Consider the following 19242-nt stretch of genomic DNA (forward strand, 5'->3'; position numbering starts at 1 on the left):
CGAAGCACGGGTCAGGCCACCGCCCGGAGCGGCACCCGATCATCCTCACAGTCGAAGCACGAGCCGACCCGCCCCATGGACTGGGTGACGCCCAGTCGGCGGCAGGCGCGGGCGAACTTCCGTGAGGCGTACTCGCTTCCGCGGACGCTCTCCTGAATGTCAACCCCTCTGGACTGACCGGTTCGGGGTGCCGTCCTGCTTGATCAGGTAGTAGGCCTCGCGGGCGACGTATCGCTTGAGACAACGGATGATCTCCATCTTCGACTTGCCTTCGCTGGTGCGGCGTTCGACGTACTTCTGGGTGGCCTCGTCGTAGTGCAGGCTGCAGACCACGGCCATGTGGAGAGCGGAGTTGGCCTGGCGGTCGCCACCGTGGTTGAGCCGGTGACGCTGGACCTTCCCGGAGGAGGCCGACAGCGGGGCGACGCCGCAGAGTTTGGCGAAGCGGGCCTCGTCGGTGACCCGCTGAGGATTGTCGCCGCAGGTGACCAGGAGCTGGGCGGTGTTCTCGATCCCGAAGCCGGTCCGCTCCAGCAGCGACGGTGCCAGCTCGCGGACCAGAGGCTCGATCATCACGTCGAGATCAGCAACCCCGTCGTTGAGTTCAAGGTAGCGGCGGGCCAGGGACTTGATCGCGATGCGGGTGGCCGAGACGGGGTCACGGAAGGCGGTCTCATCCGGCCGCCAGGCGGCGCAGGTGCGGATGAGCTGCATCCGTGTCAGGTTCCGTACCTGGTCGCGGAGTTCCTCAGGCGCGGAGATGATCTGGCAGCGCAGCATCTGCAGGGCGACGCGGCGAGCCTTGACGGCGGTGGAGCGGGCGATCCGCAGCACGCGCAAGGACTCCACCATGCCGGTGCGGGTCTTGGGAGTGATCACACGGTTGCCGGCCAGGGCGGCGTGGGCGGCGTTCTCTGCGTCGAGGGTGTCGTCCTTGCCGCGGCGGCGCCGGTCGGAGCGGTCGGGCCGGTTGACCTCGAGGATCTCGATGCCGGCCTGCTGAAGGTGGCGCAGGAGTCCGGCGCCGTAGGAGCCGGTGCCCTCGATGCCCATGCGGCGCACGTCGCCGAAGGTGCGCATCCAGGCGAGCAGGGCGCGGTAGCCGGCCCGGGTCGTGGAGAACGCCTGGGCGTCCAGGACGTGGTCGTCGGTGTCGATCACGGCGGCGACGTGCAGGTCCTTGTGGGTGTCCACGCCGCCGATGACGACGCGGGAAACGGGTGGGAGGCTGGCCATGTCGGCCTCCTCGCGGACGAGAGCACGGTGGGTCGGCGCGCGGTCACCGAGGCGGCGGACAAGACAGTGATGGGACCTTGGCCAGGCTCTCCTTAAGTCACTCCCGTCGGCGAGGCGAGCGCCTCGCCGGGATGCTCCCGGGCCACCGACAAGTCCGAGGAAGGACAGCGCCGTCGATCGGAGTGCGGGTCAGGAGGCCGCGAGAGCATCCCGGCACCGGCATCCTGGCGCGTCCATCGCGTAGCCGAGCAGGCGCTGGGAGAACAGGTCGATGACCGTGGCGAGGTAGAACTTGCCCTCCTCGGTGACAATCTCTGTCATGTCGCCCGCCCAGACGAGATCGGGTTCCTCGGCAGTGAAGTCCCGCTTGACGAAGTCCGGTGCGGCCGGCCGCTTCCCGGCCGGGTCAGCCCGCTTCGGCGTCTCACCACCCGGGCGACGAGGCCGAGTTCGGCCATCAGCTTCGCGACGGTGTTCACCGAGATACGCCAGCCCTTGCGGACCACAGGATGAAGATCTTCGGTGATCCGTAGGTGCCGCCGGACTCGGTGAAGATCTCCTTGATCTCGTGGGCCAGCCGCTGTCTGCGCAGTTCACGCCCGGTGGGCTGGCGGTCGCGCCACTTGTAGAACCATGACTCGCTCACGCCCGGGGCGCGGCACGAGACGGTGTGCGGGATGCCATGCTCGGTCCTGTTGTCGCTGATCACCCCGGCCACGGCGGCCGGGTCCGCCGCAGCTACTTCACCCACAGGACCATGCAGCGTTTGAGGACATCGCGCTCCATCCCCAGCTCCTTGTTCTCCTTCTTCAGCGCCGCGTTCTCCGCCGTCAGCCGGGCGATCAACGCGTCCTGGTCCTCAGGCGTGGCCTTCTCGGCCCGCTTCGCCCGCGAGACCCAGCTCCCCAGGGTCGTCTCGTTGATCCCCAGGTCCTTCGCGACCTCGGGGACCGGCTTCCCGGTCTCCGTCACGATGCGTACCGCCCCCTCACGAAACTCCGCTGTGAACTTGCGACGCTTCTCCGCCATGACAACCAACATCCCCTGCTGTCACGGACTCCACGCTACGAGGGGAACCTCAAACGGGACCCCCATCGAGCCGCGCAACCTGAACCGCTCCTTCGAGGCGCTGTGCGCCCGCGCCGGAGTCCGTAAGGTCCGTTTCCACGACCTGCGCCACACGTGCGCCTCGCTGCTCCACGAACAGGGCGCGGACGCCCGCATGATCATGGAAGTCCTGGGCCACAGCTCCATCCGCGTGACCATGGACATCTACACTTTCGTACGCCTCGGCTCCCAGCGCTCCGCCTTCGACCGCGTTGGGGACGCATTGAGGGGTGACGGCAACGGGCCGGACGATGACGACGGTGCGGCCGGTGTCCCGGTAGCCGTCTGATTGGCTCCCGAAGGCGGTTGCCGTCAAACACTGCCGTCAAAGCAAAAGCCAGAGGCCCTGTGGATCACTCCACAGGGCCTCTGACACGCTGCGCACTCGGCAGGATTCGAACCTGCAACCTTCTGATCCGTAGTCAGATGCTCTATCCGTTAAGCTACGAGTGCTTGTGTGTTCTGTTGTGTTGACTCTTCCTGGCGGGCTTTTCGGCCCGGTCGGCGTTGCGGGAACAACATTACATGACTGGCGGCGTGAGGTGAAATCCGTTTGCCGTAGCCGTACTGACCTGCGGGAACGCCTGGATCGGGAGGGTCTGGGAGGGGCCGGGAGGGAGGCGCGGGCGGGGGCGTCGGTGACGCGGGGCGGTTCGTCGTGTCCAGGAGGCCGTGAACGGCCGAAGCCCCGGTCGGGGGTGACCAGGGCTTCGGGATCGGCGCGGAGGCGGAGGGATTTGAACCCTCGATGGGCTTTAAGACCCAAACCGCATTAGCAGTGCGGCGCCATAGACCGGACTAGGCGACGCCTCCAGCACGACCGCCCGCGCGAGCGCGAGTGGTGCGTCCAGATGATGACACAGCCGAGTGGGGTGTCACCAATCGCCCCCCACGGTACTAGGCGGAGAGGCCGCAGGGCAAAGCCGTAATGCCGTATCGCGGAGCCCGCATCACGGAGCCGGTGCCCAGGGTATGGGGAGGGCGGGTCATGCCTGTGGTGCCCCCGCCGGTCCCCAATCCCCCGGGGCGCAACCGCCCGGTCGGCGTTGCGTTAGTCAGGTCATGTTGCAGACGCTCTCTTCCCGCCCGGCCTCGGAGCGGCGGTCAGACTCGGAGCAGCGGTCCGCCCCGGATCACCGCCCCGTCTCCCATCGCCGGCCCGTCGCGCCCCCTCGCCCCGCCTTCCGCCGACTGCTCCTCGGTGCCGCTGCCTCCCTCACCGTCGCCGCGGGGCTGGCGCCGGTGGCGTACGCGGAGGGGGGCGGGCCGTGGCGGTCCTCGGAGCGGGTGTTGCCCACGCCCGTTTCCGAGGATCGGCTGATCGTCACCGTCGAGGGTGTGGGACGTGGCGGTGACGGGACGTATGAGCTGGAGTGCCATCCCGACGGGGGCAGTCATCCGGTCGCGCGGGACGCGTGTGGGCGGCTGGACCGGAGTACGAGGTGGGGGAAGGACCCGTTCGCGCCCGTGGCGCCGGGGACGATGTGCACGATGCAGTACGGAGGGCCGGCCACGGCGCATGTGACGGGTACCTGGGCCGGGCGGCCGGTGGACGCCCGGTTCAGGCGGAACGACGGGTGCGAGATCGCCCGCTGGGACGCCTTGGTTCCCGTCCTGCCCGGCGCCCGCGCTTGACGAGGAACGTGGCGCAGGACGGCAAGCAGGACGGCAAGCAGGACGGGAAGAAGAAGGGCGAGGAAGGACGAGGAAAGCCGGAGAGTACGCCCAGGCGCAGGCCGGCGCATGGTCACAGGTTCCGCGTCACTTCCGCGTGCGGCCTCCCTCTCATCCGGCGTCGCGAGCGCAACCACTGCCCGTAGACTCCCTCGCGTGACACGCTGGGGACCGGTTGGCAAGATGGCCCGAGCGGTCGGCAAGGTGCGGTAACAGGGAGGAAGCGTCTCGTGAGCAGCAGGCCATCCCGAGGCGCTGCTCGCCTCGCAGCCATACTCGACGCGCTGCCCGACGCGTTGGTCCTGGTCAACGCCAATGGAACCGTCGTCAACGCCAACACCATCGCCCTGGAGGCCTTCGAGACCCCGGGGACCGCGTTGGTGGGGCGCGGGCTGCTCGACCTGCTGCCCGAGTTCGATTCCCGGCTCATCCCCGGGTCCATGCGCCGGCCCGACTCCATCGATCCGCGCGGGCGGACCAAGCCGACCCGGATGATGGCCCGGCGGACCGACGGAAGTGAGTTCCCGGTCGAGGTCACCAGCGCGAATCTGGAGAACGGGCAGCAGGCGTACGACGGTTACGGGTACGCCAATGACGAGCTGCTCATGCTCGTCGTACGTGACCTGTCGGGGACCGTCGACACCGAGGCCGAGCTCGCCCGCTCGCAACGGCAGACCGAGATGATCCTGCGGGCGGCCTCCGAGGGAGTGGTCGGGACCGATACCGACGGGCGGATCGTGCTCGTCAACCCTGCCGCCGTTCAGATACTGGGCTACCGGGCCAGTGATCTGGGGGGCAGGGAGCTCCACACCCTCCTCCTGCACTCCCGCGAGGACGGCTCCCCCTTCCCGTACGCGGAGTCGCCGCTCGCCGACACCCTGCGCTCCGGGCGCAAGCACCGGGTGCGCGGGCAGGTGCTGTGGTCGAAGAGCGGTGACCGGGTGCCGGTCGACCTGACGACCGCGCCGGTACGCGACGGCGACCAGCTCGTCGGTGCCGTCATGACCTTCACCGACCGGCGGCCGTACGACACGCTCGCCGACGAGAGGGAGGCCGAGGCCAAGCAGCACGCGGACGAGCTCGAACGGATCGCCAAGCAGCACGCCGACGAGCTTGAGCAGCTGCGCGAAACGCACGGCGGCGAACTCCGCGAGGTGCTGGAGAAGCACGCGGAGGAACTCGCCGCGAACGACGAGCGGTACGCGGCGCTCGGGGAGCGCGAGAAGGACCGGTACGAGGCCCTCGCCGCCCGGCACGACCAGCTCCTCTCCGTGCTCGCCACCTCCCTGCGCGGCCCGCTCGACCAACTGCGCGGCGAACTCGGCAAGCTCGCCGCCGACGACGCCGGCCAGCTGTGGCCCGAGGCCAACCAGGTCCTGCACCACCTCACGGCCGGGTACTCCCGCATCACCACGCTCATCGACAACGTTCTGGGCTATCAGCGGCTCGACTCCGGTGACGACGGTCTCGTACGTACGGCCGTGATGCTCGACGCCGTCGTCGCGGCCGGTGTCGACGGGGCCGTCGACCTGATCGGGCCCGGGCGGGTGCAGTTCGCCGTGCACGCGCCGCCCATCGAGGCCGAGGTCGACCAGCAGCGGCTCGCGGGCGCGCTCGCGCACCTCATCGCGGACGTGGCCGGCGTCGACGCGACGGGCAGCGCCCCCGTCTCGGCCGGCGGCTACATGGACAACACGGTCGTCGTCGCGGCCGCGCAGCGCGGTGAGGTCGTACGGATCGAGGTACGCGGGCCGTACGCCGGGGGAGACCCGGTGCATCAGCCGATCGTCACGGGGATCGTGCGCGCGCACGGCGGTGTGCTGCAGACGCACGAGGTGCCGGGGATGAGCGGCAGCGCGTATGTGCTTGAGGTACCCATCGGCGGTGGTGCCGGGGCGGTTCCGCTCCCGGCTGTCCCTGAGGGCAGCGGTGCCGAGGTCGCGCTGCCCGAGCAGGCCGCCGCCGGAGGCGGGCGGCGGCGGGCACGACGGTCTTCGGTGGACGCGTTCCTGGAGAGCGAGGGGAGTGAGGGGAGCGAAGGGAGCGCGGGCGCGGGGAACAGCGCGGAGAACTCGGGGAGCGAGAAGGCCGAGGTCGGCGCCGCCGCGCCGCCGGCCGCTCCCGCCGCTCCGACCGGGCGGCGTCGGCGGCGCGCCGCCCCGGCGGCGGACGGTGAGGGTTCTGAGGCTGCCCGGGCCGAAGGGAACGACGGCTCCGGGAACGGTTCCAGGAACGGTTCCGGTGGTACGGGGCGGCGGCGCGGGCGGCCGAGTCCGGCCGAGGCGGTCTCCGAGGGGGCGGTCGTCACGGCCGCCGAGCATGCCGCGGGAGCCGCGGCCGTGGCCACGGGGCTGGGGGAGGCGGTGCCGCCGCAGGGTGTGCCCGCGCCCAGCGGTCGGCGTGCCCGACGCGACGGCGAACAGCACGCGCTGCCGCCGGCGCTGCCCGCGGCGGCTCCGGCCTCGGCTCCGAACTCGCCGGACGCCTCCGGCGAGGGCGCCGCTGCCGCCCCCCAGCCGACCGGGCGCCGTCGGCGTGCCCTGGCCAACGCGAACGAGCGCGCTGCCGCGCAGGCCGCGCAGGAGGCGGAGAACGGGGGGCGGGCCGTTTTCGCGCTGCCACCCGCCGAGGCCGACCGGACACCGACTGCTCCGGCTGCTCCTCAGACGCCTCAGACGCAGCCGGCGCCGCAGACGTCCGAGGTTCCTCAGTACGAGGGTGCGGAGGTGGCAGCCTCCGCCGGACAGGGAGCCGTTCCGGGACAGCCGGGACAGCCGGGGCAGGCGGGGCAGGCGGGGCAAGAGGTTGTCGGTCAGGCCGGTGGGGTTCCGGGCGCGCCCGGGGTCGCCGTAGCGCCGGGGGCCGGGGCTCCGGGCGGTGCGCAGGCCGACGACGGCCGCCATGACGCTGCGCTGCCCGACCCGGCCGACGATCACACCCCGCCGCAGCCGCATCCCGTGTCCCAGCCGACGGGTCGCCGCCGGGCCCGGCAGCAGGGCCAGGGCCAGGACGGGACGACGGGGGCGCCTGCGCAAGGGGTTCCCGCGCAGGGAGTTCCGGCGCACGGTCAGGCGCAGGCGGTTGCCGCGCTGGGGCCCGCCGGCCAGGGCGCCGTACCCGGGCAGGGGACCGCCACCGGGCCGGGGATTCCGGGACAGGGGGCGCCTGGTCAAGGGCTGTCTGGCCAGGGACTGCCTGGCCAAGCGGTGCCCGCGCAGGCAGCCCTGGCTGCGGGGCAGGCCGTGCCCGGGCAGAACGCCCAGAGCCAGGTGGCCGTGCCTCCGCAGGGAGTTCCGGCCGCGCCTCCGCAGGCTGTCGCTGCGCAGGGCGTTCCCACTGCGCCGGCGCAACAGCAGCCCGTTCCCGCCCAGGGGATTCCAGGGGCGGCCCAGCCCATCCCGGCGCAGGGCATGCCCGGCGCCACCGCCCAGCCCGTCCCCGCGCAAGGGGTCCCGGGCGCACCCATCCCTGGTCAGCCGACCCCGACTCAGGGTGCCCCGGCCCCGGTTGCCCAGAGTCAGCCCGTCCCCGCGCAGGGCGTACCCACCGCGGGCGCCCCCGGCCAGGCAGTCCCCGTCGGCCAAGCAGCACCGGTCAGCCCGACCGCCCCCGCGCAGTCCATCCCCGCCCAGGCCACCGCCCCCACGGCACCCCCCGCCGCACCGCAGAACCCCCAGCCTCAGCCCCACCCACAGGCCCAAGCCCAGGCCCAGCCCGCCGCGCCCCAGGCCCCCCAGCCCTGGCCCGCCGGTGCCGACACCCCGACCGGTGGCATCCCCGCGCAGGCAACGGCCCCGGGCGCACCCCAGCCCCAGCCCCAGCCCCAAGCTCAACCCCAGCCGACCGGCACCCAGGACACCTCGGCCACCGGCACCCCCGTACCACCCACCACCCAGCCCCAGCCGCAACCCCAGCCCTGGCCAGGCCCCGACGCCCCTGGCACCGCCGACACCACGGGCGCAGCCCCGCAGCCCCAGGCCACCGGCACCCCCGTACCACCCACCACCCAGCCCCAGCCGCAACCCCAGCCCTGGCCAGGCCCCGACGCCCCTGCCGCCGCCGACACCACAGGCGCAGCCCCGCACCCCCAAGCCCCCGGAACCCCCGCTCCCGGCACCCCGCTCCCCGCGGAGCGCCCCGTACAGCCGCGAGCAGCGCAACCGCTCCCCGCCGAGGCCGCCGCCGCTCAGCCCGCGCCCACCACGCCCCCCATCGACCCCAACTCGACCCAGGGCCGTGCCATAAGCGTGCGCACCCTCGGCCAGGGCGTGCCCTTCGCGCGCCAGCCGCAGCCGGGGGGCACGCCTCCCCCGCACCAGAGCAACGGCTCGGGTCGCCGCCGCAAGCTGGGTACGCCCCCGGAACCCCCAGGTGAGCGCCCGGAGACGACCGCGCGTCCGCACCCGCAGCCCGGACAGTCCACACAGTCCGGACAGCCCGCGCCTCAGACTCCTCCGGCACCGGTTCCGGCGCAGCCCTCCCTGGCCGGGCAGTCGAGGCTGGCCGGAGCGACGGACGGCGCCGGACGCTCGTACGCCATAGGGGCGCCCGACAAGAACGCCGTCGAGGGTCCCGAGCCGCTCGACGGCCCCGGTGGCGCGGTGGAGGTCTCCGACCAGCCGCATCCGCAGCCGATGGACGACGAGTTGCCCCCGGAGCCGTTGGACAACCCGCGTCGGCTCCTCGTCTGGCCCGCGCCGGATGTGACGACCCAGCAGGCGCTGAGCGACCGCGGCTACCGGCCCGTCACCGTGAACTCGCGCGAGGAGGTCGACGCGCAGATCGCCGCCTTCCCGGCCGCGCTTTTCGTCGACCCGCTCACCGGCCCGATCACGCGCACGGCGTTGCAGTCGCTGCGCCAGGCCGCCGTAGCCGCCGAGGTCCCCGTGCTCGTGACGGCGGGACTCGGGCAGGCGACGCGCGAGGCCGCGTACGGCGCCGACCCGGCCGTACTCCTGAAGGCACTCGCGCCCCGGGACTCGGAGCAGCATCCGCCGCGCGTCCTCCTCGTCGAGGAGCACCCGGAGATCGCGCTGGCGCTCACCGCAACGCTGGAGCGGCGGGGCGTGCAGGTTGCGCGAGCCACGTCGGACGCGGATGCCGTCACCCTGGCCGCGCAGATGCGGCCGAACCTGGTGGTGATGGGCCTGATGCAGGTACGCCGCCGGGAGGCCGGAGTCGTCGACTGGCTGCGCGCGAACGGCCTGCTCAACCGCACCCCGCTCGTCGTCTACACCGCCGCCGTCGACCAGGCCGACCTTCCGCGCCTGGCCTCGGGGGAGACGGTCCTGTTCCTCGCGGAACGCTCGACCAGCCCCGAGGTGCAGACCCGGATCGTGGAGCTGTTGGCGCGGATCGGCACGAACTGAGCCGTCCAACCCACGCCAGACGCCAGACGCCAGACATACGACGCTTGGGGCGTTGTTTCACGTGAAACAACGCCCCAAGTGTCGTACAAAGCCCCTCAGGCCCTTAATCTGCCCCTTAGATCTGCGTGACGTCCAACTCCCCCTCGGCGTACTGCCTGCGCAGCACCTTCTTGTCGAACTTGCCCACGCTCGTCTTCGGCACCGACTCGATGATCGTCCAGCGCTCGGGGAGCTGCCACTTGGGGATCTTGGCCTCGTCGGCGAGGAAGGTGCGGAGGGTGGTGAAGTCGGCGGTGGCGCCCTCCTTCAGCACGACGATGGCGAGCGGTCGTTCGCCCCACCTCTCGTCCGGTACAGCGACGACGGCGGCCTCGGCGACGGCCGGGTGGGCCATCAGGGCGTTCTCCAGCTCGACGGACGAGATCCACTCGCCGCCGGACTTGATGACGTCCTTGGCGCGGTCGGTGAGGGTGAGGTAGCCGTCGGGGCTGATGGTGCCGACGTCACCGGTCTTGAGCCAGCCGTCCTCGCTGAACTTGTCGGCGGGGCGGAGCGGTTCGGCACCCTCGCCGCCGTAGTACGCGCCCGCGATCCAGGAGCCGCGCACCTCCAGCTCACCGGCGGACTCGCCGTCCCAGGCGAGCCGTTCCCCGCCGGGACCGGTGAGGCGGCCCTCGACACCGGCAGGGAAGCGGCCCTGGGTGAGCCGGTACGCGAACTCCTGCTCCGTGCCCACGACGTGGGCCGGCGGCCGGGCGATCGTGCCGAGCGGTGAGGTCTCGGTCATGCCCCATGCGTGGCACACGCGCATGCCCAGCTTGTCGAAGGCCTCCATCAGCGACGGCGGGCAGGCCGCACCACCGATGGTGACCTGAGTGAGCGAACTGACGTCCCGGGGGCGGGCGGTGAGCTCGGCGAGCAGCCCCTGCCAGATGGTCGGGACGGCCGCCGCGTGTGTGGGGCGCTCCTTCTCGATCATCTCGGCGAGCGGGGCGGGCTGCAGGAAGCGGTCCGGCATCAGCATGTTGACGCCGGTCATCAAGGTGGCGTGCGGCAGGCCCCAGGCGTTCACGTGGAACTGGGGGACCACGACGAGCGAGAGGTCCTCGTCGGTCAGGCCCATGGACTGGGCCATGTTGACCTGCATGGAGTGCAGGTAGATCGACCGGTGGGAGTAGACGACGCCCTTGGGGTCGCCGGTCGTGCCGGAGGTGTAGCACATGGCGGCCGCGCTGCGTTCGTCCAGCTCGGGCCAGTCGTACGAGGTCGGCTTGTTGGCGAGCAGCTCCTCGTACTCGTGCACGGGGACGCTCACTCCGTTGAGCAGCGAACGGTCGCCGGGCCCGGAGACGACGACGTGCTCGACCGTCTTGAGGTGCGGGAGGAGCGGCGCCAGGAGGGGGAGAAGCGAGCCGTCCGCGATGACGACGCGGTCGGCCGCGTGGTTGACGATCCACGCGAGCTGCTCGGGAGGCAGGCGCAGGTTGAGGGTGTGGAGGACGGCGCCCATGGAGGGGATCGCGAAGTACGCCTCGACGTGGGGAGCGTTGTTCCACATGAGGGTGGCGACCCGGTCGTCGCCCTCGACGCCGAGGTCCTCGCGCAGCGCGTGCGCCAGCTGGGCGGCCCGGTCGCCGATCTCGGCGTAGGAGCGCCGGTGCGGCTCCGCCTCGCCGGTCCATGTGATCACCTGCGACGACCCGTGGATGGCCGACCCATGGGTCAGGATCCTTGAGATCAGCAACGGTACGTCCTGCATGGTGCTCAGCACGGCGTCCTCCCGGGGCGACTCTGCCTACGCGGTAGTAAGGGCTGCGCTGATTCTGCTCACATACCGCGTGGTATGTCACTAGAAACCCGGATGATCGATCAGAGCTCATACAGGGGTGGCGACCTGCGCCACCGGTTACCGGCGGTACCAGTTACCAGAGGTATCGGTTACCAGAGGTACTGGTTACCAGTGGTACCGGGGGCGCGGGCCGGTCACTGCCGTACGGGCTCCAGTTCGGGATCCTCGCGCAGCTTGCCCAGCGCTCGCGACACCGCCGACTTCACCGTGCCCACCGACACCCCGAGCACCTCGGCCGTCTGGACCTCGCTGAGGTCCTCGTAGTACCTGAGGACGACCATCGCCCGCTGCCGGGCGGGCAGCCGCATGATCGCGCGCCACATCGCGTCGTGCAGCGCCTGCTGCTCGGCCGGGTCGCCGGCGGGTATCCCCTCCGGCTCCGGCAGCTCGTCGCACGCGAACTCGTCGACCTTGCGCTTGCGCCACTGCGACGTCCGCGTGTTCAGCAGGGCACGCCGTACGTAGCCGTCGAGCGCTCTGTGGTCCTCGATCCGCTCCCAGGCGACGTATGTCTTGGCGAGCGCGGTCTGCAGCAGGTCCTCCGCGTCGCTCGGGTTCGCGGTCAGCGACCTGGCGGTACGCAGCAGCACCGGCTGACGGGCCTTCACGTACGACGAGAACGACGGGTACGAGAGGGTCTGCGCCCTTGCGGTAGCGGCGTTCGAAGCGCTGGTGCAGACGGGTGTGGTCATGGCTCCACGCTAGGTTCGGCCCCCGTCCGGGCGGATCGGCCGGAGGTCCCGAAGCCGGGTCCCCCTCAGGTTGTAGGAAGGGGGTTGGCTACACCTCCTGGAGATGGAGCCGCGGCCCTCATCTACTGAGGGTGTATCCCTGAGAAGCACCTGCGGTCGCCGTACGAGTCAGCGCGTACGAGTCAGCGCGTACAAGTCAGCGCGTACAAGTCAGCGCGTACAAGTCAGCGCGTACAAGTCAGCGCGTACAAGTCAGCGCGTACAAGTCAGCGCGTACGAGTCCATCCATCCCGTACACGCGCGTCCATATGCGCGCTCAGCCGTCGCGTTCACCCGCCCGCCCCCAGCACCAGTCCCGACGTCGGCACCCCCGTCCCTGCCGTCACCAGGACCCGCGCCGCCCCCGGGACCTGGTTCACCGCGGTCCCCCGCACCTGCCGTACCCCCTCCGCGATCCCGTTCATGCCGTGCAGATACGCCTCCCCGAGCTGCCCCCCGTGCGTGTTGACCGGCAGCCGCTCCTCGGCCACGAAGTGCGCCGCCTCGCCCGGCCCGCAGAACCCGAACTCCTCCAGCTGCATCAGCACGAACGGCGTGAAGTGGTCGTACAGGATGCCCACATCGATGTCCGCGGGCCCGAGCCCCGACGTCCGCCACAGCTGCCGCGCGACCACGCCCATCTCGGGCAGTCCGGTCAGGTCGTCCCGGTAGAAGCTGGTCATCTGTTCCTGCGCCCGGCCCGCGCCCTGGGCGGCCGCCACGACCACGGCGGGCGGATGCGGCAGATCACGCGCCCGTTCCACGGACGTGACCACGATCGCCTGCCCGCCGTCCGTCTCCTGGCAGCAGTCCAGCAGCCGCAGCGGCTCGACGATCCAGCGCGAGGCGGCGTGCTCGGCGAGAGTGATGGGGCGGCCGTGGAAGTACGCCGCCGGGTTGGTCGCCGCGTACTTCCGGTCCACGACCGCGACGTGTCCGAACACCTCGGGCGTCAGCCCGTACGCGTACAGGTACCGCTGCGCCGCCATCGCCACCCACGACGCGGGCGTGAGCAGCCCGAACGGCATCGCCCAGCCGAGCGCCACCCCCTCCGCCGAGGGCTCGCGGTGCCGCACCCCCGAGCCGAACCGCCGCCCCGACCGCTCGTTGAACGCCCGGTAACAGACCACGACCTCGGCCACCCCGGCGGCGACGGCGAGCGCCGCCTGCTGGACGGTCGCGCACGCGGCCCCGCCGCCGTAGTGGACGCGGGAGAAGAAGGACAGCTCCCCGATCCCGCACGCCTGTGCGACGGTGATCTCCGGGCTGGTGTCCATCGTGAACGTCACCATCCCGTCCACGTCCGCCGGCGTCAGCCCCGCGTCGTCGAGCGCGGCCCGCACCGCCTCCACGGCGAGCCGCAGCTCACTCCTCCCCGACTCCTTGGAGAACTCCGTGGCCCCGATCCCGACGATCGCGGCCCGCCCGCCGAGGGAGTCCGCCGTCCGTACGCTCATGACTCACCCCCGGCGACCGGAACGCCGGCCGCGGCCGTAACGGTGACGGTGACCGTGCCGGTCACATGCCTGCCGATGCCGTTCGTCCCAACGACCTTCACGGTGACCGTGCCTCCATCGGCCTCGTCCCCGCCGTCGATCTCCTCGACCGTGCCGGTCAACACCATGGTGTCGCCGGGGTAGTTGGGCGCACCGAGCCGGACGGCCACCTTGCGGAGGACGGCGGTGGGCCCGAAGTGGTCGGTGATGTAGCGCCCGACCAGGCCGTTCGTGGTCAGGATGTTCATGAAGACGTCCGGGGACCCCTTCTGCCGCGCCAGCTCCGGGTCGTGGTGCACGTCCTGGTAGTCGCGGGAGGCGATGGCGCCGGCGACGATGAGGGTGCGGGTGATCTCGATCTCCAACGGCGGAAGCTTCTCGCCGACCTTCATCCCGCCACCTCCTGGGCACGGAAGACCGGCAGCACCAGCTCTTCCTCGTACCGCGCGAATTCAAGCCGTACGGGCATCCCGATCCGCACCTCGTCGCAGGGCACCCCCACCACATTGCTGACGATCCGCACCCCTTCGGCCAGCTCGATCAGCGCGACGGCGTAGGGAGGGGCGAAGGCGGGGAAGGGCGGATGGTGCATGACGACGTACGAATAGACGGTCCCGTCGCCGCCCGCCTCGACGGTGTCCCACACCGGGGAGCCGCAGGCGTTGCAGCCCGGGAGCCAGGGGAAGCGGAGGGCTCCGCAGCCGCCGCAGCGCTGAATCAGCAGCCGGTGCCCCTCGACGCCCTCCCAGAACCCGGCGTTGTCGCGGTTGACGACGGGCCGGGGCCGTTTCGGCGGGGACTCGTGCTTTCGCACGGCGGGCTCGGACGCTCGTACGACTGCGGCGGGCGCGGACGGTCGTACGGCGGGCGCGAACTTGAGGATCCGGAAGCGATGGGTCCCCGCGAGCCGACCGTCCACCCGCACATCCATCCGGGTGGTCACGAAGTACCCGACCCCGAGTGTCGTGGTCTTGGGCCCCGACACCGACTCGATGACGGAGTCGAAGGTGATCTCGTCCCCCGGCCGCAGTGCACGCAGGTACTCCTGCTCGCAGTCGGTGGCGACGACGGAGGTGTACCCGGCGCCGTCGAGCAGTCCCAACAGCTCCTCGTACGCCGCAGAGCGCCCCGTGTGCCCGCTCAGGCCGCCCATCGTCCAGACCTGGAGCATGGTGGGCGGAGCGATGGCGTCCGGTCCCGTGTACGCCGGGTTGGTGTCGCCCATCGCCTCGCACCAGTGCCGGATCATGGCCGGGTTGACGGGGTCCTTGCCCGCCCCGCCCAGGACGGCTGCCCGCCCTTCGTACGCCTTCAGCCGTACGGAAAGGTCTTCGGTCACCGGCGCCGCCCCCAGTCTCGTACGTACAAGACTTTCTGACTGTCCGTCAGATTGAAGGAACTGCCCACGGACCGTCAAGAGCGCCACAAGTGGCCGAAGGAGTTGAAGGAGCCAAGGAAGCCACGGGAGGGAGCCGTGGGAACCATGGGCGCCATGGGCAGACGTCTGCGCGGCGGCGCCGAAGCACCGCCGCGCAGACGTGTCGCACCCCACAGAGCACACCCCGCACCCGAGTTACCGGAGTTGCGGGAGGTACCAGGCCGCCCTCCCCCGGCTCACCACAGGTTGGTGAAGTTGACGTCGACGTTCTTGTTCGACTGGTCGATGGCCGTGAACGCGGAGCCGTCGACCTGAGCGGTGTTGCTCTGGTTCGAGGCGCCGGAGCCGACCGCCTGCTGCTGCGTGGTGGACGAGTTGCCGTTGTTGTCGCCGCCTACGCCACTGCCGACGATGCCCGCGAGGGCGTTGGTGACGGCCGCGTTCGATCCGTTGTCCGCGAAGGCGCCGTTGTCTGCCGTCGCGACGCCCGAGAAGAGGGCGGCCGCGAGGGGCAGCGCCGCGGCGGCGGCGAGGACGCGGGCGGTACGGATGCTTGCCATGTGTTTCCTCCAGAAGGTGCACGCACCGGCTCCGTTGCCGATACGAGCGTGAACTACGGCTTGCGCCAAGGCGGTTGGCCGACCGCCCCGGACGTTTTGTACTCGACGTCGCGAATCCAGAGTTGCCCACCGAATCCCCGGCGAACCACCCCGGAAGCCCTGATTCCCTCTGAAGCGTGATGACATGTCGATAAACCTGTCACGCGCTCGCGAATTACCAGCTCAGAGGACGCGAGCCGCGACGAGGCACCGCGAGCCACCCCCGCCCCAAGCCCCGCAAGGGATGAAGCGTTCCGCCACATCCTCGCCAAATCCCCGGCAAATCGCCCACAGAGCCCCGGCCTCGCCCCCGCCCTCCCCACCACCCCTTCCCTTTTTCGAACGTACGTACGAACATGGATCCATGGCCACCACCGACCGGCAGGCCACGACCCTGGCCCTGGCCCACGCCCTGTCCGCCGCCGAGCGCGGGCTGGCGGTGATCCCCCTGTCCCGGACGAAACTCCCGGCCCTCCGCTCCCCCCACCGCGACGACCCGTCACCGCCCCCCTGCCACGGCGAGTGCGGCCGCCCGGGACACGGGGTGTACGACGCCTCGACCAACCCGCGCCGCATCCGCGAACTCTTCGCCGCCGCACCCTGGGCGACCGGCTACGGCATCGCCTGCGGCCTGCACCCGCATCACCTGATCGGCATCGACCTGGACACGAAATCGGGCACGGACTCCTCAGCCGCCCTGCGGGAGTTGGCCCTGCGTCACCTCTTCACGATCCCCGAGACGGTCGTCGTACTGACCCCCAGCGGCGGCCGCCACCTCTGGCTCACCGGCCCACCCGACGTGGTCGTCCCCAACTCGGCCGGCCGCCTGGCCCCCGGCATCGACGTCCGCGGCGCCGGCGGCTACCTCGTCGGCCCCGGCTCCCGTACCGAACACGGCGTCTACAGCACGGCCCCCGGCACAGCCCACCTGGCCCCGGCCCCCTGCCCCCGGGCCCTCCTGCGCCTCCTGCTCCCTCCACCCCGCACCCACCACTCCGCGCCCCCTGTACGCGGACAACACGGCCAAGGCCTCGTCCAGTTCGTCCTGGCGGCCCACCCGGGCCAACGCAACACCCGCCTCTTCTGGGCCGCCTGCCGCGCCTACGAGAACGACATCGGCCCCGACCTCGCGGACGCCCTGACCGACGCCGCGATCCGCACGGGCCTCACCGAACGCGAGGCCCGCTCGACCATCGCCTCGGCGGCACGGATGACGGGGCGGCGGGCATGAACCGGCGGGTCGCGGTGAGGCAGAGTGCACGCCGAAGGGGTGCCCTTCCCGAGAGGGGCACCCCTTCTGACCTGCTGCGGTGGGTGTGGGATTTGAACCCACGGTGACATCGCTGCCACGACGGTTTTCAAGACCGTTCCCTTAGGCCGCTCGGGCAACCCACCTTGGCCACGTCCTACCTGGGACGGAGCGGCTACAGCCTACCGGCCTCACGCGTTGCGCGGGCGTCATGGTCCACACGGGGTCCACTGGCGCTGCTCCGCTGCCCAAGAGCACTACTCCAGCCAGCACCGGCCTGCGCACCTGGAAGCCTAGGGCTATCCCAGCATCCCCCAGAGGAGAGGGGGCTCCACTGGCTCCCGTGCCCATACCCACCCACGGCGTCCGCGGTGGAGCACACGGAGCCGGCAACCTTCTGATCCGTAGGATCGGGCAACGTCGTACGGAGGGGCTCGGCCCTGGCTTGGCTGGATCGCCGAGGTTCGTGATCATCGGCCCCTGTGTGCCGTCGTTGCCGTCAGAGCTGCCGTCAACACCGAACGGCGCACCGCCGCCACGACGGTTCTTCGGCCCGCCCGCCTCAACTCCGCCAACACCGCCCTAACGTGCTCCCCGACAGCAACCCGAAGACGGAACCGTCAAGCATCAAACGAGGTTGCACACATGCGTCCGTGTCTACTGAGTTACAACTATCTCTAGTGGACGGTGTACGCCATCTGGGCCGGCGTCGGGACCGCCCCCATCGCCGCCAGCGGGATGCTGTTCCTCAGCGAGAGTGCGAACGCCGCAAAGCTGCTGGACATCGCGCTGGTGATCGCCGGTATGGGCAGGTTCAATACCTGCGCGTGAACCCTCCTGGCCGCTTCGGACAACAGGGGGTGGAATGCACTCCACTCCTATTACACGAAGAAGCGAGGGCCTCGTGGGGGATCCACCCACCGACGACGCGCTGGTCATCCAGGAATCCCTGGAGCGGCCGGAAGTATTCGCCAGGCTTTACGACAGACACGCCGCCGAGATCCACCGGTATGTGATGCGCCGGCTGGGCGACAGTCACGCCGATGACATCACGGCGCAGACCTTCCTCATCGCCTTCCGCAACCGCGCCCGCTACGACGTCGCGCGCGCCAGTGCCCGGCCGTGGCTCTACGGCATCGCCGGCAACCTCATCGGCAGCCACCGCCGCTCCGAAGTGCGGGCGCTGCGGGCGCTGGCTCGTACCGGCGTCGACCCGGTGGCCGAGTCCTGGTCGGAACGGGCCGACGAGCGGGTGACGGCCGAGGCCTCGCAGCAGGCGCTGGCCGGGGCGATCGCGGCCTTGCCCGGGAAGGACCGGCATGTGCTGCTGCTGGTCGCCTGGGCGGACTTCACTTACCAGGAGTGTGCCGACGCCCTCGGGGTGCCGGTCGGCACGGTCCGCTCCCGGCTGAGCCGGGCGCGGCGCAAGATGCGTACGGCGCTCGGCGCCGACCCCACCCTCGTAAGCGACCACAACGGGGCGGTAACCCATGGATGACATGACCAAGATGCACGAGCTGCGCGCCGATGCGCCGACGCCGGACCGGGTGCGGCTGGTTCCCGGCCGCCAGAAGCTGCTGGGAGCAGCGCAGCAGGGCTCTGCCCGCAGGATGCGGCTGGACTGGCGCGTGACGGCTGCGGGGGTCGCCGCGACGGTGATCACCATCGCGGTGCTGGTGACCATGCTCGTCGGTGGCGATGGACCCGAGCGCGGCGTGCAGCCTGCCGGGCCCGACCTGACGTCCGCGACGGCACTCCTGGAGCAGGCGGCGGAAGTGGTGTCGCAGCAGCCGGATCTGCATCCGCGCGACGGCCAGTGGGTCTACCTGAAGACCGCGCAGTGCCAATACGGAGCGTCGGACGCGGCGCCCGATGCCAAGCCCAAGGTGAGCGAGGAGTGGGTCCAGTACGACAGCCCCGTGAGGGAGGACGACAAGGACGGCGACGACGAGCCCTCGCAGCGGCGGCTGTATCGCCTGCTCGCCTCGCTGCCGGACGACCCCGCCGAGATCCGGAAGCAGGCGGCGGACATGTTCCCCATGGGCAAGGACACCGGCTTGACGGGTGAGCAGCTCGAGACCTTCGCGCTCCTGGCGACCCTCGACGAGGCCTATCCCGTGCATCCGCAGGGGATGGCCAAGCTGTACCGGGCCCTGGCCGCGGACCCCGGGATCGAGGTGGTCCCGCACCTGGTGAAGGACCCCATGGGGCATGACGCCATCGCCATATACCCGGACCTGGGCAGCAAGGCCGTTCAGCGCCGGGAGTACCTCCTCGACCCCGGCACCTTCCAGTACCAGGGGAACCAGTCGGTCGCGGTGCGCGACTACGAGGAGAAGTACGAGGACGGCTCGTCGGCTGGGCCCTCGCACAAGAAGGGCGAGGTCACATTCTGCGAGATGAAGACGACCCAGTCCCTCGTCGACCGGGACGGCGAGAAGCCCTAAACCGGCCGGGGGGGGGGGGGGCCCCCCCGCCCCCCCCCCCCCCCCCCCCCCCCCCCCGCCCCCGGGGGCCCCCCCCCCGGGGGGGGGGGGGGCCGCGGCCCCCCCCC

General features: G+C 71.2%; 17 protein-coding genes and 3 tRNA genes. 7 read left to right on the plus strand and 13 right to left on the minus strand.

What is annotated here, in order from left to right; all coding sequences use genetic code 11:
- Positions 1-159 precede the first annotated feature (159 nt).
- The 4 genes from ACWD3C_RS45255 to ACWD3C_RS45270 form a co-directional block, all read right to left on the minus strand.
- Complete coding sequence (locus ACWD3C_RS45255; RefSeq protein ID WP_451154100.1) at positions 160-1236, minus strand: IS110 family transposase; 1077 nt, start codon at positions 1234-1236, stop codon at positions 160-162.
- Positions 1237-1425: 189 nt separating this feature from the next.
- Complete coding sequence (locus tag ACWD3C_RS45260; RefSeq protein WP_451154102.1) at positions 1426-1557, minus strand: hypothetical protein; 132 nt, start codon at positions 1555-1557, stop codon at positions 1426-1428.
- 154 nt (positions 1558-1711) lie between these two features.
- Positions 1712-1987 carry a hypothetical protein gene (locus ACWD3C_RS45265; RefSeq protein WP_451154104.1) on the minus strand — a complete coding sequence of 92 codons (276 nt, stop codon included), beginning with the start codon at positions 1985-1987 and terminating at the stop codon, positions 1712-1714.
- Complete coding sequence (locus ACWD3C_RS45270; protein WP_451154106.1) at positions 1975-2265, minus strand: transposase; 291 nt, start codon at positions 2263-2265, stop codon at positions 1975-1977. The genes ACWD3C_RS45265 and ACWD3C_RS45270 overlap by 13 nt, the downstream gene beginning before the upstream one ends.
- Here ACWD3C_RS45270 and ACWD3C_RS45275 point away from each other — a divergent pair.
- Positions 2264-2632, plus strand: a complete 369-nt coding sequence (locus ACWD3C_RS45275) for a tyrosine-type recombinase/integrase (protein ID WP_451154108.1) — start codon at positions 2264-2266, stop codon at positions 2630-2632. The two genes, ACWD3C_RS45270 and ACWD3C_RS45275, sit on opposite strands and share 2 nt — an antisense overlap.
- A gap of 91 nt (positions 2633-2723) precedes the next feature.
- On the opposite strand, the gene ACWD3C_RS45280 is transcribed toward ACWD3C_RS45275, so the two are convergent.
- Positions 2724-2796, minus strand: a tRNA-Arg gene (locus ACWD3C_RS45280).
- 269 nt (positions 2797-3065) lie between these two features.
- Positions 3066-3156: transfer RNA gene (locus tag ACWD3C_RS45285), tRNA-Ser, on the minus strand.
- A 249-nt stretch (positions 3157-3405) separates the two neighbouring features.
- On the opposite strand from ACWD3C_RS45285, the gene ACWD3C_RS45290 reads away from it, so the two are divergent.
- Positions 3406-3978, plus strand: coding sequence for an SSI family serine proteinase inhibitor (locus ACWD3C_RS45290; protein ID WP_451154110.1), 573 nt, complete (start codon positions 3406-3408; stop codon positions 3976-3978).
- Positions 3979-4247: 269 nt separating this feature from the next.
- Positions 4248-9386 carry a PAS domain-containing protein gene (locus ACWD3C_RS45295; protein WP_451154112.1) on the plus strand — a complete coding sequence of 1713 codons (5139 nt, stop codon included), beginning with the start codon at positions 4248-4250 and terminating at the stop codon, positions 9384-9386.
- A 115-nt stretch (positions 9387-9501) separates the two neighbouring features.
- On the opposite strand, the gene ACWD3C_RS45300 is transcribed toward ACWD3C_RS45295, so the two are convergent.
- From ACWD3C_RS45300 to ACWD3C_RS45325, 6 genes are all read right to left on the minus strand, one after another.
- On the minus strand, positions 9502-11157 hold the full coding sequence (locus tag ACWD3C_RS45300) for a long-chain fatty acid--CoA ligase (RefSeq protein ID WP_451154114.1): 1656 nt from the start codon (positions 11155-11157) through the stop codon (positions 9502-9504).
- A gap of 212 nt (positions 11158-11369) precedes the next feature.
- Positions 11370-11927, minus strand: coding sequence for a SigE family RNA polymerase sigma factor (locus tag ACWD3C_RS45305; RefSeq protein ID WP_451154116.1), 558 nt, complete (start codon positions 11925-11927; stop codon positions 11370-11372).
- A 329-nt stretch (positions 11928-12256) separates the two neighbouring features.
- Positions 12257-13423 carry a lipid-transfer protein gene (locus tag ACWD3C_RS45310; protein ID WP_451154118.1) on the minus strand — a complete coding sequence of 389 codons (1167 nt, stop codon included), beginning with the start codon at positions 13421-13423 and terminating at the stop codon, positions 12257-12259.
- Positions 13420-13854 (minus strand): MaoC family dehydratase, encoded by a 435-nt coding sequence (locus ACWD3C_RS45315; protein ID WP_451154120.1) that lies wholly within the window; start codon positions 13852-13854, stop codon positions 13420-13422. The genes ACWD3C_RS45310 and ACWD3C_RS45315 overlap by 4 nt, the downstream gene beginning before the upstream one ends.
- Positions 13851-14801 carry a bifunctional MaoC family dehydratase N-terminal/OB-fold nucleic acid binding domain-containing protein gene (locus ACWD3C_RS45320; RefSeq protein ID WP_451154122.1) on the minus strand — a complete coding sequence of 317 codons (951 nt, stop codon included), beginning with the start codon at positions 14799-14801 and terminating at the stop codon, positions 13851-13853. The genes ACWD3C_RS45315 and ACWD3C_RS45320 overlap by 4 nt, the downstream gene beginning before the upstream one ends.
- Before the next feature lie 275 nt (positions 14802-15076).
- On the minus strand, positions 15077-15400 hold the full coding sequence (locus ACWD3C_RS45325; protein WP_451154124.1) for a hypothetical protein: 324 nt from the start codon (positions 15398-15400) through the stop codon (positions 15077-15079).
- Between the two features lie 403 nt (positions 15401-15803).
- Between ACWD3C_RS45325 and ACWD3C_RS45330 the strand changes: the two genes are divergently transcribed.
- The gene (locus ACWD3C_RS45330; RefSeq protein WP_451154126.1) at positions 15804-16670 is read left to right on the plus strand and encodes a bifunctional DNA primase/polymerase; all 867 of its coding nucleotides are present in this window, start codon (positions 15804-15806) and stop codon (positions 16668-16670) included.
- Between the two features lie 77 nt (positions 16671-16747).
- On the opposite strand, the gene ACWD3C_RS45335 is transcribed toward ACWD3C_RS45330, so the two are convergent.
- A tRNA-Ser gene (locus ACWD3C_RS45335) sits at positions 16748-16834 on the minus strand.
- Between the two features lie 541 nt (positions 16835-17375).
- Between ACWD3C_RS45335 and ACWD3C_RS45340 the strand changes: the two genes are divergently transcribed.
- The 3 genes from ACWD3C_RS45340 to ACWD3C_RS45350 all read left to right on the plus strand — a co-directional run bounded on the left by ACWD3C_RS45340 (position 17376) and on the right by ACWD3C_RS45350 (position 19135).
- Positions 17376-17519 carry an SMR family transporter gene (locus ACWD3C_RS45340; RefSeq protein WP_451154128.1) on the plus strand — a complete coding sequence of 48 codons (144 nt, stop codon included), beginning with the start codon at positions 17376-17378 and terminating at the stop codon, positions 17517-17519.
- 73 nt (positions 17520-17592) lie between these two features.
- On the plus strand, positions 17593-18186 hold the full coding sequence (locus tag ACWD3C_RS45345) for an RNA polymerase sigma factor (RefSeq protein WP_386347365.1): 594 nt from the start codon (positions 17593-17595) through the stop codon (positions 18184-18186).
- A 1-nt stretch (position 18187) separates the two neighbouring features.
- The gene (locus ACWD3C_RS45350) at positions 18188-19135 is read left to right on the plus strand and encodes a CU044_5270 family protein (protein ID WP_451154131.1); all 948 of its coding nucleotides are present in this window, start codon (positions 18188-18190) and stop codon (positions 19133-19135) included.
- Positions 19136-19242: the final 107 nt, after the last annotated feature.

The organism is Streptomyces sp. NPDC002845, from assembly GCF_053591955.1.